The sequence below is a fragment of the Rhizobium etli CFN 42 genome (assembly GCF_000092045.1).
Lineage (GTDB): Bacteria > Pseudomonadota > Alphaproteobacteria > Rhizobiales > Rhizobiaceae > Rhizobium > Rhizobium etli.
In genome coordinates this window covers 2,542,859-2,556,089 of sequence record NC_007761.1, presented here as the reverse complement: position 1 = coordinate 2,556,089, position 13,231 = coordinate 2,542,859, and the positions used below count along the sequence as shown (strand labels likewise).

Genomic DNA, 13,231 nt, shown 5'->3' with positions numbered 1-13,231 from the left:
TTATTTTGCAGGCTCAATCCCGCAGGCGCAGTTCGTCGGTCTGCATCTGCATCGAGCCCAGCGTTTCCAGGAAGCTCATGCCGAGCAGGCTCTGGTCGAGCCGGCCGTCCTCGGCGACGCTGGCTGCGACATTGTTGCGGACGATCGGACCGATCGCCACCTGATCGAGTGTGACAGGGGCTGCGCGGCTGCGGCCGTTGGCGGTCATAACAGTCATCGAGTAGGTGAGGCCGGCGAGATCGATGCCGATGCGCTCGGCATCCTCGTGCGAGAGCGCGACCATGCTGGAGCCGGTGTCAACGAGCATCTCGACCGGTCGGCCATTGACATTGACGTCGGCTTCGAAATGGCCGTTCAACAGCTTGTGCAGGATGATTTCCTTGCCACCCTCGCTCGTCGTGACGACGACGGCGCGGCCGGGAACGAGGCCGGCGAGCACGCGGTTGCCGACGCCGAGCGCTTCCTGGCGATAGAGATAGACGGTCACGAGCGCCAGGATGATCACCAGCCAGATCATCATCTGGCGCATGGTTTCACCCACGCTGCGCCGGCTTCCCCATATGCCGGCCGACAGCATCAGAGCGATCGGCAGCAGGTAGACGACGCGGCCGAAATCGTCGCTTTGCAAGCCGAGAATGCGGCTGCTGTCATTGTTGAGTATCAGCACGGCAAGGCCGATGCCGATTAAGACGAGGAAGACGGTGAAGCGGATCATAAAGGCCGCTCCGGCCGCTTGGGGAGATTTGTTTTTATATGGCTCCTCGTGGCGGCGGTTGCGAGCCTCGCCGGCAGCAGCGCCATGATCACGCCGCGCTCGGCATCTGTATAGTCCATCCAGCCACCGATTTCCTGAAGAGTGCGGCCGCATCCGGCGCAAAAACCGGTGGCTGAAACCATGGAGCAGACGTGAATGCAGGGTGTTTGCATGCAGGATATATCGGGTTTCAAAGGGCCGTGGCAAGAGCGCAAAGGGTGGCGATTTCGCAAATCTGCTGGGTCGCACCCAGCGTGTCACCGGTGTGGCCGGCAAGCTTGCGGCGGATGAAGACGGTGAAGGCAAATCCCGCAACGCCGGCGACGAGCAGGCCGGCGACGAGCGGCCGCAGGCCGAATGGCGGCCAGATCAGAAGCGCCGCGAGGAGACCGGCCGAGACGAGCGCAAAATGCATCGCCGCCTCATTCGGCTGGCCGTTCGAAGCGGCCACGCCATCGGGCTTTGCCGGCGGCAACCGTTGCCAATGCCAGGCGATCGCACCACGGCTCAGCGCCGCGACAGCAGGAATGGCAAGAGCTGCGGCGAGCGGCGAGGAATGGCGGATAATGGCGGCGAGCGCGGCTGCACGGATCGCAAAGGAGAGAATCAGCGCTATCGCGCCATAGGTGCCGATCCGGCTGTCCTTCATGATGATGAGGCTCTGTTCGCGACTGCTGCCGCCGCCGATGCCGTCGGCCGTATCGGCCAGACCATCTTCGTGCAGCGCGCCGGTGACTAGAGCCTGGACGGAAAGCGCGACCAGTGCGGCCACCAGCGGATCGGTGCGCAGGCTTAAAAGAAGGAGGAGGGTGACGGCAGGGACAAAGCCGATGAGAAGGCCGGCGAACGGAAAAGCGCGCACTAGGCGGTTTAGCCTGCCGTCATAGCCGTTGAACAGCGCCGGCGGCATGGGAAGGCGACTGAGAAAGGCGACGGCGCGGGCGGTATCGACCGCATAATCCTTGATCTTCATTCTGCTTCGTTCTGCCGGAGGTCCCGACTTATGGTCGCGGCGGTGCTTTTGGTGTTGTTCGCTTCGTTCGCCGGCTTTAAGAGAGAGCCACCGCAAAGAAGCTGATTTGCTCGACGCAAACAAGTGGTTTGCGTGAAAACAAGAATAGCCGATTCATAGGAACACCGCACAGATGAGCGTTTCAGGCCTGCCGTTCGACGATTTCCGTACCCTGCTCCGCGAGCTGCCGGGGCCGGATGCCCGCGCGCTGGCGGCCGCACGCGAGCGCGACGCGCAGCTGACCAAGCCGCCGGGCGCGCTCGGACGGCTCGAGGAAATCGCCTTTTGGCTCGCCGCCTGGACCGGTCGTGCACCGGCCGTCAACCGGCCGCTCGTGGCAATCTTCGCCGGCAATCACGGCGTCACCAGGCACGGCATCACGCCGTTTCCGCCGGCGGTGACGCAGCAGATGGTCGAGAATTTCGCAGCCGGCGGCGCGGCGATCAATCAGATTTGCGTCGCCCACGATCTCGGGCTGAAAGTCTTCGACCTGGCGCTCGATTATCCCACGGGCGACATTACCGAGGAGGCGGCGCTTTCCGAGCGTGACTGCGCCGCAACCATGGCTTTCGGCATGGAAGCGATCGCCGGTGGCACCGATCTGCTCTGCATCGGCGAGATGGGCATCGGCAATACGACGATTGCGGCTGCGATCAATTATGCCCTCTATGGCGGTTCGGCGCGCGACTGGGTGGGACCTGGCACCGGCTCCGAAGGCGACATGCTGGAGCGCAAGATCGCGGCGGTCGAAAAGGCAGTGGCGCTGCACAGCGACCATCTCGACGATCCGCTCGAGATCATGCGACGGCTCGGGGGCCGCGAGATCGCGGCGATGGCGGGCGCCATTCTTGCCGCCCGCATAGAGCGCATTCCGGTGCTGATCGACGGTTATGTCGCGACTGCCGCGGCTGCGATCCTCAAAGCCGCAAATCCTGCCGCGCTCGATCATTGCCTGATCGGCCATGTCTCTGCCGAACCGGGGCATCTGCGCTCGATCGAGATGCTTGGCAAGACGCCGCTTCTGGCGCTCGGCATGCGGCTCGGCGAAGGCACCGGCGCGGCGCTGGCTGCCGGTATCGTCAAGGCGGCGGCCGCCTGCCATTCCGGCATGGCAACCTTTGCACAGGCGGGTGTGAGCGGCAAACATTGAGGCCGCGACCGGCAGCGGCGATGCGGTCTCCGGTTCGCTTGCGCCGTTCAGGCGGATTCGCTATTTGCCTATTGGCTCACTGAAGGGGAGATGGCGAAACCTTTCCCGCGTCCGTGGCGCAACGGGAAGATGAGAGGGCGTCATGACGAAGCCTGCGGTGACGAAAGAGACCGGATTTCGGCATTTCATCGCCGCCGCCAGCTATTCCTGGGCGGGCTTTCTGCGTGTGCTGAGAGAGGCGGCCTTCCGCCAGGAACTTGGTTTTTTCGTCGTTTCGGTCGCAGCGCTGGCGCTGGTAGGCGCGACTGCCGGCGAGATTGTCGTCGCGGTTCTGCTGTTCCTCGGGCTCTTTTCGATGGAGGCGATGAATACTGCCGTCGAAGAAGTGATCGACCGGATTTCGCCGGAGATTTCGATCGTCGGCAAACATGCCAAGGATCTCGGTTCCTTTGCGGTGAGTTGCATGATCGCCGCATGCTGTCTCTATCTCGGCTTCGTTCTCGGCAAACACCTGATTTTTAGCTGAATCAGGCAAAACTCTTGCGCTTGCGAGCGACGGCCTGGGCCTCTTCGACAGCCGGCAGGCTCTGGAGCACGCGCTTGGCGGGCAGGATGGCGATGACCTCTGTGCCCTCGCGCAGCTTCGACTTCAGCAGGAACTGTCCGTCATGCTTGGCAAGGATCGCCTGGACGATCGGCAGGCCGAGGCCGGTGCCCTGTTCGGCGCTTTTGATGGCGATCGAACCTTGGCCGAAGGCTGAGAGGACGACGGGGATCTCTTCTTCCGGAATGCCGGGGCCGTTGTCCTTGATCGAGATGTACTGGCCGCCACCAGCCGTCCAGCCGACCTTGACGTGGATTTCGCCGCCCTGCGGCGTGAATTTGACGGCATTGGAGAGAAGGTTGAGCACCACCTGGCGCATCGACTTCTCGTCCGCCCAGATGGCCGGCAGCTGCCGCTCGAATTGATCCGAAATGGCGATGTTCTTGGCCCGGGCGCGCAGCTGGACCATGCCGATGCAATCCTCGGTGATATCGAGCAGCGATATCGCCTCCTCGCTCAGCTCGTATTTGCCGGCCTCGATCCGAGACAGGTCAAGGATCTCATTGATGAGATCGAGCAGGTGCTGGCCGGAGCGGTGGATATCGCCGGCATATTCCTTGTAGGTCGGATTGGCGAGCGGTCCCATGACTTCTGCCGACATCACCTCGGAGAAGCCGAGGATGGCGTTGAGCGGGGTCCTGAGTTCGTGCGACATCGAGGCGAGGAAGCGGGATTTGGCGAGGTTTGCCTCTTCGGCGCGGCGACGCGCCTCGTCAGACATCGATTTCGCCACTTCCAGCTCGGCGATCAGATCGTCCTTCTCCGATTGGTAGGAGAGAATCCTGAGGTTCGATTTGAACAGCCGGTCGCTGATATAGTTGAAGAAGACCAGGGTGGTCGTGAACAGCGCGGTCAGGCTGATTTCGAGGAGGTCGCGCGACAGGCCGCTCTTGGCCCCCAGCGCCAGGACCGCAGGCGCGAAGGCGACCAGGACGGCAGGCGTCAGCATGAAATTCGACATCGCCGTGACGGAGAGCGCAATCAGCAACGTTGCGCCCTTATAAAGAATGAAGCTCGACGGTTCGCAGGTGTCGCAGCCCTGAAGCGCGAAGACAGCCCAGCAGCAGCCAACGAGAAATTGGCCGAGCAGTAGCAGGCGGCGCCATTTGCCGGCGCTCTCGGAGGTGATTTCCTGGTGGCGCGCGCGCCGCGCGAGCAGAATATTGCCGGCGTGGCAGGTGAGCGTCAGCAGCGCCCAGAAGAGCAGCCGCGTATCTTGGGTGAAATAGACGCCGAGAGCGGTGATGATGACCACAAAGAGCGGCATGATCGTCGCGCCCTGCAGCATCGACGCGATGTACATCTTGAGGACGTCACGGTCAAAGGAGGAATTGGACGCATGACCGGACTGAAGACGTTCGCGCGTCTGCCGCACGGCCTTGGAAACGGCCTTATTGCGGTGGCTGCGCGACCTGTCGACGATAATCTTGTCGGTCGATGTGCTTACGCCGGTACTCATGTGCACGTTGAAACTTCATCCCAGGGTGGATAAGAGCTTAACCGGCAATTCTTAAGAAGATGTTTGCCATCTTTGCCAAGGATTTGTTTTTTAAGGAGGCGAAAGCGTGACACGGGACCTGCGCCTGATTCGCGATGGCGTGACCGCTTTTGCCCTGCTGGTGCTCCTGGCGCTGATTGCCGTCAAGATCAATGATGGAGAAACAATCAAGCGTGCAGGAGCCTTTCATGCTGCCGATGGCGACAGTCTGACATTAGGCGGGGAGCGCTTCCGCCTCGAAGGCATTGACGCGCCCGAGCTTAACCAGAGCTGTGAACGGGCGGGAAAGGCCTGGGCTTGCGGGCGCGTGGCGCGGGAGGCGCTGCAGGAGATGGTGCTGGCATCGGGAACGCTTTGCCAGGGCGACCGGCACGACCGCTACGACAGACTGCTTGTCGTCTGCCGAAGTGGGACGGGCGGTGACATCAACGCCGGCATGGTGCGCCGAGGCATGGCCGTTTCCTATGGTGGCTACGGCAAGGAAGAGATCGAGGCGAGAGCGGCGAAAGCGGGGCTGTGGGCCGGGACTTTCGAACGGCCGCGCGATGTGCGCGATCATGCCCGTCAGGAAACCGTTTACGGCGACGCGCTGCGCTTCATCGGGCGGATCGTCGGATGGGAGTAAAGCGATGATCGACCAAGCCAAGCGGGAAACTCTGCGGCGAGAAATAGCCGCCTGTCGCATCTGTCGCGACGCCCCGGCAGGCGGACCTGAGCACCGGCTGCCGCACGAGCCGCGGCCGGTGGCCGTGATCTCTGCGCGTGCACGTATCCTGATCGCGGGGCAGGCGCCCGGCCTTCGGGTGCATGAGAGCGGTCTGCCGTTCGACGATGCCTCGGGCGACCGGCTGCGATCATGGCTCGGCGTTGACAGAGCAAGCTTTTACGACCGCAGCCGATTCGCCATCGTGCCGATGGGCTTCTGCTTTCCTGGCTACGACGACAAGGGCGCGGACCTGCCGCCGCGTCGCGAATGTGCACCGTTTTGGCGGCAAAGGGTGATCGCGGCGATGCCGCAGATCGAGCTGGTGCTGGTAATCGGCCAATATGCGCAGGCTTGGCATATGGCTGACGAGAAGCGAGGCAATATGACCGAGACCGTGCGGGCTTGGCGTGCCAGCCTCCTGTCCGGCCGGTCACCGGCGGTGCTGCCGCTGCCGCATCCGAGTTGGCGCAACAGCGGCTGGCTGAAACGCAATTCCTGGTTTGAGGAAGAATTGCTTCCTGTGTTGCAGGAGCGGGTGAAAATGCTGCTTTCATGAAACAAAATTCTTCTCGTTATACGGAATCGGGTTATACAAAGAAAATAATTCGAAAGGACTGACGTGCGCATGGACCGCCTCGACCGAAAAATACTGCGTCTGCTGCAAGAAGATTCGACCCTTGCCGTTGCTGACCTCGCCAAGAAGGTGGGGCTTTCGACGACTCCATGCTGGCGACGCATTCAGAAAATGGAGGAAGATGGCGTCATCAAGCGTCGGGTCGCCATCCTCGATCCGGAGAAGGTCAACACCAAGGTCACGGTTTTCGTATCGATTCGTACGGCCACGCATTCGATCGAGTGGTTGCGCCGCTTTTCCGAGGTGGTCGCGGAATTCCCTGAAGTGGTCGAATTCTATCGAATGAGCGGGGATGTAGACTATCTCCTGCGAGTCGTCGTACCCGATATCGCCGCCTATGACGCCTTCTATAAGCGGATGATTGCCAAGATCGAGATTCGCGACGTCTCCTCCGCCTTTGCTATGGAGCAGATCAAGTATTCGACGCAGTTGCCGCTCGACTACATGATTCTTGAGAACGCTAAATCCAACGACGATTGAAGTCGCCAATAGGTTGCGACGAGCCACTGGCCGGCAGGCGGGTTTGCCCCCTGGCACTCGCCCGGAATCCGGGTCTCTGGGCGATTCGCCCGCATGCAGGAATGCGGCGCTCGGAAGCGGCTTTCGGAAGAATGTGGCCCTGACTGCAAAAAAAGCCGGAAAAATCGCAAAAAAACGCTCCAGTTTCACCAAAGTGCTGGAGAAATATATAGCCTGGTAACGATTGCACGGCTACGATGTGTGGCATCAATGAGCGCTATGTCATCATTTTGACTCATTCGTATCGAAATCAGAACACCATGTTCTACACCGCTACCTTGTATCGGTTCATCGGTCGGCGGTAGAGTTTATGCGCTTCACCATTGTGTTCGACGGGTGTCGAACGGTGGTGAATTTGAGAATGGGGCTTAACGTTTGCGGCTTGCGATGGAGGTTTCCATTGCGAGGCCGTTTTGTGCGTTCACTAACTAATCATCTGAAATTGTTGTATAAAAATCACGTCCCTGGCGAAAGTTGCTCACGCCGACCCATCGCGCATGTATCTGGAATTGCTTGATTGAGGCTTCTATGTGATGACGGTTTGGCGGTTCGATCGATCCGCACGCCGAGATGGCTGTTCAAACTGGGCCGGCTTCAAATTGACTACCCGATGAGACGTCAGCCCCGATCGACAAAGGAATGGATTGGTAAATGAACATCAGAATGGTTTTGCTCGCATCAGCAGCAGCATTTGCTGCATCGACGCCGGTTCTTGCAGCTGACGCTATTGTTGCTGCTGAGCCGGAACCGGTTGAATATGTTCGCGTCTGCGACGCTTACGGCACCGGCTACTTCTACATCCCCGGCACCGAAACTTGCCTCAAGATCGAAGGCTACATCCGTTTCCAGGTCGACGTTGGTGATCAGCCGCTCAATGGCTCGGCCAGCAACGATTCGGATTGGGATGCGCGTACCCGCGGTCAGGTTCAGTTCACGGCCAAGAGCGACACCGAGTATGGTCCGCTGACCGGCGTCATCGTCATGCAGTTCAATGCTGACAATGCCACCGACCAGGATGCCATCCTCGACTCCGCTTACCTCGACATCGCGGGCTTCCGCGCTGGTCTGTTCTACAGCTGGTGGGACGATGGTCTCTCGGGTGAAACCGACGACATCGGCTCGATTGTAACGCTGCACAACTCCATCCGCTATCAGTACGAAAGCGGCGACTTCTACGCTGGTCTCAGCGTCGACGAACTGGAAGACGGCTTCTACAAGACCGGCGAAGGCCCGAACAACGTAGGCGTTGCCTTCGGCGTTGGCGGCACTGCAGGCGCCTTCAGCTACCAGGTCACCGGCGGTTGGGACTTCGACAACGAAGACGGCGCTATCCGTGCAATGGGTACGGTTGAAATCGGTCCCGGTGCGCTCGGCCTCGCTGCCGTATACTCTTCCGGCCCGAACTCCTACTACTCCGCAGCTGAATGGGCTGTCGCTGCCGAATACGCTATCAAGGCAACCGACAAGCTCAAGATCACTCCCGGCGTCCAGTATTACGGCGACATCTACGAGGCTGGCGACGACTTCAGCGACAACGACGCTTGGAAGGTTGGTCTGACGGTTGATTACCAGATCGTCGACAACTTCTACGCCAAGGCTTCGGTTCAGTACTTCGACCCGGACAATGGCGACGACTCCACCTCGGGCTACTTCCGCCTGCAGCGTTCGTTCTAATCCACTTGGTGAGTGTCCCCGGTCCTCGGACCGGGGGCGCTTCAAATCAGTTTCTGATCCGAGTGACCTCCGATCAGCTACGGGGACGGGTCCGGTCTTCCCTGCCGGACCGTCCTTGCAGTGTTTTTGACACGCGTTCTTGTGGCTGTCTTTTCGGAGCGCCATCCAGGTAAGCCGAACCGGCATGTTGTGTATCGCTCGTCGGCTCCTGCAGGCCTTGATCGAGGCCATTCTTATTCTCAAGAGAGTTTTGGATTGACCGTTGGGCATTGGGTGGCTTTGCCGCGACGGGTCGTGGAAAGAAGATCCAGTGCCGACAATGTGATTACAGCTTTGCTGGAGAGAGGATACAACCCTTTTGGGGCGGCATTCATTCCTACTCTCGGATAGCTTGTTCGCATGGACGATCTCAACGACTATTATTATTTTGCAGCCGTCGTCTCCAGCGGTGGTTTTGCTTCTGCCAGTCGCAATCTGAAAATACCGCGCTCAAAATTGAGCAGGCGGGTCAGCCGGCTCGAGATCGGACTTGGCGCACGGCTGATAGAGCGTTCGACCCGTCACTTCCGGGTGACAGAGATCGGACAAGCTTTTTACGAAAGATGCCAGACCATTCTGCAGGAGGCCGACCGCGCCAAATCGATCGTCACCGAAGCCCAAGCAGACCCGCAGGGTGTGGTGCGGATGGGCTGCCCGCTTGGTCTGGTCGACGTTTCCGTCGGAGGGGATACTGCCTGAATTCCTCGAACGCTATCCGAAAATCAAGCTGCAGATTGTCGGCTCCGAGCGTCGCGCCGACCTCATCAACGAACGGATCGATCTTGAGGTGAGAGCGACCAACGAGCCGGAGACACAGACGAGTCTGGCGATGCGCAAGCTCGACCGGGCGCGGCGCATCCTGGTCGCAAGCCCGTCGCTCATCGAACGTATAGGTGGTTTAAATTGCGTCGACGAACTCGCCGATCTTCCGACGCTGGCGATGACGCCGTGGGTGTCGTTCCATACTTGGGAACTCATCGGTCCGAATGACGACAAACGGGTCATCCGGCATCAGCCGAGGCTGACCTGCCGCAGCATGACTGCCATTCTCGATGCAGCCCGCGCCGGCCTCGGCTTCGGGCTTCTGCTCGAAAGCGCCTGCGAGGCCGATCTCCAGGCTGGGTAGGCTGGTGCGGGTTCTGCCGCAATGGCAGTCGGAGGAAAGCCAGTTCTATATCGTCTTCACGACCGCGAAGGGCATGCTGCCGGCGGTAAGAGTGCTGATCGACTTCCTCGTCGAAAAATCCAGGCATCATTGACAGCCGAAAGCCTCGGCCCTATATGGATGCTTTACCGAAGATCTGGCCGTCGATCTAATCCTGGGGCTTCAGCCGGGCGTGGGGTAGCGCCCTCAGACGACCATGTCCTGGCTGGGCGGGTAAAACTCGAGCGGCGGCCTGTCATCGTTCAAGTCGGACAGCCCGCACCGAAGCAGGCGGTTATCGCGGCACGGACAAGCATGCGGTACGGACAATCAATGGAATGATCTGCCTCGACCAATGTTGAATCTTGGGTGGGTGGAGTTCCTGATGATGCGAATGCTGATGATCGTCATTATCGGAGCAATGATTGCTTCAATACTTGGCATCCTGGCGATCAAGCCATTTGATCGCGGCAGCGACGCGCCGCCACTGGTGATTCAACAACCGGAGCCGAATAGTAGTTCAATCTCGGCTGAGGTGCCAAGGTCGCGGTAAAACAGAAGACCAAGCTCGTTCCAACTGGCGCTCGAGCCATAACTACGGAGCTGCGTAAAGCGTCCTGATGTGCGCAACTGCAGCACTCTCGCGCCAAAGGCAATGGAGCGAGAGTTGAGAGTTGAATGAGCAGATACCGCCGAACCCATGGACAGCTTGTTGTGGCACGACGCGGACCGTCAGTGGGCCGTCTGTGAATGTGCACCGCCGCGTTGCGAAATGCCGCTCAGTGCTTTGCCTGTTTCCATGGTCTCGCCCTTCATGGCGAGATCGCCAAGCGAGATGATGCCGACCAGCCGCTTGCTTCGGTTCAGCACCGGCAAGCGCCGCACTTGGAGATCCCCCATGTTGTGAAGGACGTCTTCGACATCTTCGTCATCGAAGCAGTATTTGACATCGGTACTCATCACGTCGCGGACTTTTGCGTCGGGGCCTTTGCCCTCTGCCACGCCACGAATGGCGATGTCGCGATCGGTGATCATGCCGACCAGCCGGTCATTCTCGCCCACCGGGAGAACGCCGGCGTCGAGACGTCCCATCATTGAGGCGACATCTCGCAATGTGTGCTCCGGATCGGTGATCTGCACGTCTGTGGTCATGCAATTGCTGACTTTCATGATAACCTCCCTGGTGCTGCCCGCGCCTCTCGCACGGGCTAAAAAGAGTGAACGCGCACCATTCGGAAACGTTCCTGCCAAGACCCGGCGGTGCGACGCGTGATCTGCTGAATAACATTTCGATGCCGGTGTTGATATCGCACTAAGCGCAGCCTTGCGACTGCCATCTGCTCGATGAACTCTTTGAGCATGTTCTCGCGCGCTACGCAGTTTGGTGACATCGATTCCGAACCAAGCAGCGCTTCTGGATTCGGAACCTTCAGTGTGGGAGTGGGTTCTTGTCGGTGAAGCCCGAGGAATTGGCTATGCCTAGAAAAGTTGCTGCCCCCGCCAAACGGATCGACCCGAAAGAGAAGCCTGTCCACTGTTCCGACGACCAGGCGGCGCCCGCAGACCCCGACGATCGCCAACATCCGCCACGAGATACAAGAGAGACGCCGGCGCCGAACCCAATCGACAAAGGGCTCCCGAAGGCCGCCGGAATAAGTCAGAGACCGAAGACGGTCTTAAGGCGTGCGATCGGTAAGAGCATCGGCTCCCTCCTGCTCGGCGCAATGCGCACAACAATAAATCCGCCGGGAAGATGCTCTGCAGTAACTTGCCAACATTCGTCAAGGCGCAAGCGCGAAGTTCGAGACCGTCTTCTATGCAGTGCACACGCTCGAGCTCATCGCGTGTACTACGAACATCACCAAGCTGGCCCTCAACATGCGCGACGGCCTCAAGACGAAGGGCTGCATCGCGCTATTTTAGCCGCGCCATAAGCTTTTCGCCGCTCAGTTCCTTGACCGCGTCCCTGCCGATCCAGCGCGCGGTTTTATCCGGACTTTCGGCCAGAAGCTTCGCCAGCGTCAGCGCCGGGCCATGGCAGCCGCGATTACGTTTGCCGATGCTGCGCAGTGCCCAATTGATCGCCTTGCGAACGAAGTTGCGGGAATCGCGAGAATGGGTCTCGATCAGCGGCAGCCAGGCGAGGATGGTCATATCGCTCTCGTTCTTCCGGTGGACGGCGGCGCCTGATATCATGGCGAAGGCGGCGCGGCGAACGAACTCGCGCCTATCGGCGGCGAATTCTGGTATGAGCTCGTCCAGCCGGGCCTCGACGAAGAGATCGGCGGCGCAGTCGACGATCTCCCAGGAATTGAAATCATTGGCCCAGCTTCTGGCCTCTTCCGCCGTCAGCCGCTTCGGCTCAGCTGTGCAGAGGGCAAGCAGGCGGGCTTCGCGGATATCGCTTTGCCAGAGCTGCTTTGCCCTGATGTGATCCCTCTTCGCCAATCTGGCGACCGCCCTGATATCGGGATTGGAAATGCCGAGGGCGCGGTCGGTGACGATGCCGAATCGCGCCATTCCGGCGGCATTCTCCTCCGAGCGCAGCGTTTCGAGATGCGCGATCAGTTCAGCCGGATCAGAGGAGGGACCTATCATTTCTCAAGCCGGGCGAGCAGCGAAGATGTGTCCCAACGATTGCCGCCCATCGCCTGCACATCGCCATAGAATTGGTCCACAAGGGCGGTGACCGGCAGCTTGGCGCCGTTGCTGCGGGCTTCGGCGAGCACGATGCCAAGATCTTTGCGCATCCAGTCGACTGCGAAGCCGAAATCGTATTTGCCTGCATTCATGGTCTTGTGGCGGTTTTCCATCTGCCAGGAGCCCGCTGCACCCTTGGAAATCACCTCGACGATCTTTTCGATATCCAATCCGGCGCGCTTGCCAAAATGCAGCGCTTCGGAAAGCCCCTGGACAAGGCCAGCGATGCAGATCTGGTTGACCATCTTGGTAAGCTGTCCGGAACCGGCTGGCCCCATCAGGCCGACCATGCGCGCATAGGCGTCGATCACCGGGCGGGCTCTTTCGAAGACGGCTTGATCGCCGCCGCACATGACGGTCAGCACTCCGTTTTCGGCACCCGCCTGGCCGCCGGAGACCGGAGCGTCGATAAAATCCACACCTTTTTCCTTTGCCGCGGCATAAAGCTCGCGGGCGACCTCGGCGCTGGCGGTGGTGTTATCGATCAGCACCGACCCCGGTTTCATGCCGTGCAGAGCGCCGTTCTTGCCTGAGGTGACCGAGCGGAGATCGTCGTCATTGCCGACACAAACGAAGACGAAATCGGCGTCGGCGGCAGCCTCGGCAGGGGTGGGGGCGGATTTGCCGGAGAATTTCTCGGCCCAGGCAGCGGCTTTCTCGGCCGTACGATTGTAGACGGTGACATCGTGGCCGCCCTTCGTCTTCAGATGACCGGCCATGGGGAAGCCCATGACGCCGAGACCAATGAACGCGACTTTAGCCATATGTCCTATCCTTATCTTGAGTGAGAGGCCTTG

General features: G+C 60.0%; 14 protein-coding genes and 1 pseudogene. 8 read left to right on the top strand and 7 right to left on the bottom strand.

Features of this window, described 5'->3' with window-relative positions; genetic code table 11:
• Window positions 1–13: 13 nt before the first annotated feature.
• From RHE_RS12500 to RHE_RS12490, 3 genes are read right to left on the bottom strand one after another with little or no spacing between them, the layout of a single operon-like run.
• On the bottom strand, window positions 14–715 hold the full coding sequence (locus RHE_RS12500) for a TIGR02281 family clan AA aspartic protease (protein WP_011425702.1): 702 nt from the start codon (window positions 713–715) through the stop codon (window positions 14–16).
• Window positions 712–927 (bottom strand): DUF1289 domain-containing protein, encoded by a 216-nt coding sequence (locus tag RHE_RS12495; RefSeq protein ID WP_011425701.1) that lies wholly within the window; start codon window positions 925–927, stop codon window positions 712–714. The genes RHE_RS12500 and RHE_RS12495 overlap by 4 nt, the downstream gene beginning before the upstream one ends.
• Before the next feature lie 17 nt (window positions 928–944).
• Entirely contained in the window at window positions 945–1,727 is a 783-nt protein-coding gene (locus RHE_RS12490) for an adenosylcobinamide-GDP ribazoletransferase (RefSeq protein WP_011425700.1), read from the bottom strand.
• Window positions 1,728–1,899: 172 nt separating this feature from the next.
• Here RHE_RS12490 and cobT point away from each other — a divergent pair, with 172 nt between their 5' ends.
• Both cobT and RHE_RS12480 read left to right on the top strand, forming a co-directional pair.
• Complete coding sequence (gene cobT / locus RHE_RS12485; RefSeq protein ID WP_011425699.1) at window positions 1,900–2,916, top strand: nicotinate-nucleotide--dimethylbenzimidazole phosphoribosyltransferase; 1,017 nt, start codon at window positions 1,900–1,902, stop codon at window positions 2,914–2,916.
• 142 nt (window positions 2,917–3,058) lie between these two features.
• Window positions 3,059–3,442, top strand: coding sequence for a diacylglycerol kinase (locus tag RHE_RS12480; protein ID WP_011425698.1), 384 nt, complete (start codon window positions 3,059–3,061; stop codon window positions 3,440–3,442).
• Between the two features lies 1 nt (window position 3,443).
• Here the strand turns inward: RHE_RS12480 and RHE_RS12475 are convergent, their stop codons facing one another.
• Window positions 3,444–4,979, bottom strand: coding sequence for a sensor histidine kinase (locus RHE_RS12475; protein WP_042118597.1), 1,536 nt, complete (start codon window positions 4,977–4,979; stop codon window positions 3,444–3,446).
• A 106-nt stretch (window positions 4,980–5,085) separates the two neighbouring features.
• Here RHE_RS12475 and RHE_RS12470 point away from each other — a divergent pair, with 106 nt between their 5' ends.
• The 6 genes and pseudogenes from RHE_RS12470 (at window position 5,086) to RHE_RS12445 (ending at window position 10,287) form a co-directional block, all read left to right on the top strand.
• On the top strand, window positions 5,086–5,643 hold the full coding sequence (locus RHE_RS12470) for a thermonuclease family protein (RefSeq protein ID WP_011425696.1): 558 nt from the start codon (window positions 5,086–5,088) through the stop codon (window positions 5,641–5,643).
• 4 nt (window positions 5,644–5,647) lie between these two features.
• Complete coding sequence (locus RHE_RS12465) at window positions 5,648–6,280, top strand: uracil-DNA glycosylase family protein (protein WP_011425695.1); 633 nt, start codon at window positions 5,648–5,650, stop codon at window positions 6,278–6,280.
• Window positions 6,281–6,349: 69 nt separating this feature from the next.
• A complete protein-coding gene (locus RHE_RS12460; protein WP_011425694.1) occupies window positions 6,350–6,838 on the top strand; it encodes an Lrp/AsnC family transcriptional regulator in 489 nt (162 codons plus the stop codon).
• Between the two features lie 690 nt (window positions 6,839–7,528).
• Window positions 7,529–8,551, top strand: a complete 1,023-nt coding sequence (locus RHE_RS12455) for a porin (RefSeq protein WP_011425693.1) — start codon at window positions 7,529–7,531, stop codon at window positions 8,549–8,551.
• A gap of 399 nt (window positions 8,552–8,950) precedes the next feature.
• A pseudogene (locus RHE_RS12450) lies at window positions 8,951–9,849 on the top strand (LysR substrate-binding domain-containing protein).
• Window positions 9,850–10,119: 270 nt separating this feature from the next.
• Window positions 10,120–10,287 (top strand): hypothetical protein, encoded by a 168-nt coding sequence (locus RHE_RS12445; RefSeq protein ID WP_166486884.1) that lies wholly within the window; start codon window positions 10,120–10,122, stop codon window positions 10,285–10,287.
• 179 nt (window positions 10,288–10,466) lie between these two features.
• Here the strand turns inward: RHE_RS12445 and RHE_RS12440 are convergent, their stop codons facing one another.
• From RHE_RS12440 to RHE_RS12430, 3 genes are all read right to left on the bottom strand, one after another.
• Entirely contained in the window at window positions 10,467–10,904 is a 438-nt protein-coding gene (locus RHE_RS12440) for a CBS domain-containing protein (RefSeq protein WP_011425692.1), read from the bottom strand.
• Between the two features lie 744 nt (window positions 10,905–11,648).
• Window positions 11,649–12,332 (bottom strand): DNA alkylation repair protein, encoded by a 684-nt coding sequence (locus tag RHE_RS12435; RefSeq protein WP_042118589.1) that lies wholly within the window; start codon window positions 12,330–12,332, stop codon window positions 11,649–11,651.
• On the bottom strand, window positions 12,329–13,198 hold the full coding sequence (locus RHE_RS12430) for an NAD(P)-dependent oxidoreductase (RefSeq protein ID WP_020921494.1): 870 nt from the start codon (window positions 13,196–13,198) through the stop codon (window positions 12,329–12,331). The genes RHE_RS12435 and RHE_RS12430 overlap by 4 nt, the downstream gene beginning before the upstream one ends.
• Window positions 13,199–13,231: the final 33 nt, after the last annotated feature.

Bases quoted from the DNA above. Each gene is read 5' to 3' on its own strand.
- RHE_RS12500 (WP_011425702.1), bottom strand. From the start codon at position 715: ATGATCCGCTTCACCGTCTTCCTCGTCTTAATCGGCATCGGCCTTGCC.
- RHE_RS12495 (WP_011425701.1), bottom strand. From the start codon at position 927: ATGCAAACACCCTGCATTCACGTCTGCTCCATGGTTTCAGCCACCGGT.
- RHE_RS12490 (WP_011425700.1), bottom strand. From the start codon at position 1,727: ATGAAGATCAAGGATTATGCGGTCGATACCGCCCGCGCCGTCGCCTTT.
- cobT (WP_011425699.1), top strand. From the start codon at position 1,900: ATGAGCGTTTCAGGCCTGCCGTTCGACGATTTCCGTACCCTGCTCCGC.
- RHE_RS12480 (WP_011425698.1), top strand. From the start codon at position 3,059: ATGACGAAGCCTGCGGTGACGAAAGAGACCGGATTTCGGCATTTCATC.
- RHE_RS12475 (WP_042118597.1), bottom strand. From the start codon at position 4,979: ATGAGTACCGGCGTAAGCACATCGACCGACAAGATTATCGTCGACAGG.
- RHE_RS12465 (WP_011425695.1), top strand. From the start codon at position 5,648: ATGATCGACCAAGCCAAGCGGGAAACTCTGCGGCGAGAAATAGCCGCC.
- RHE_RS12460 (WP_011425694.1), top strand. From the start codon at position 6,350: ATGGACCGCCTCGACCGAAAAATACTGCGTCTGCTGCAAGAAGATTCG.
- RHE_RS12455 (WP_011425693.1), top strand. From the start codon at position 7,529: ATGAACATCAGAATGGTTTTGCTCGCATCAGCAGCAGCATTTGCTGCA.
- RHE_RS12445 (WP_166486884.1), top strand. From the start codon at position 10,120: ATGATGCGAATGCTGATGATCGTCATTATCGGAGCAATGATTGCTTCA.
- RHE_RS12440 (WP_011425692.1), bottom strand. From the start codon at position 10,904: ATGAAAGTCAGCAATTGCATGACCACAGACGTGCAGATCACCGATCCG.
- RHE_RS12435 (WP_042118589.1), bottom strand. From the start codon at position 12,332: ATGATAGGTCCCTCCTCTGATCCGGCTGAACTGATCGCGCATCTCGAA.
- RHE_RS12430 (WP_020921494.1), bottom strand. From the start codon at position 13,198: ATGGCTAAAGTCGCGTTCATTGGTCTCGGCGTCATGGGCTTCCCCATG.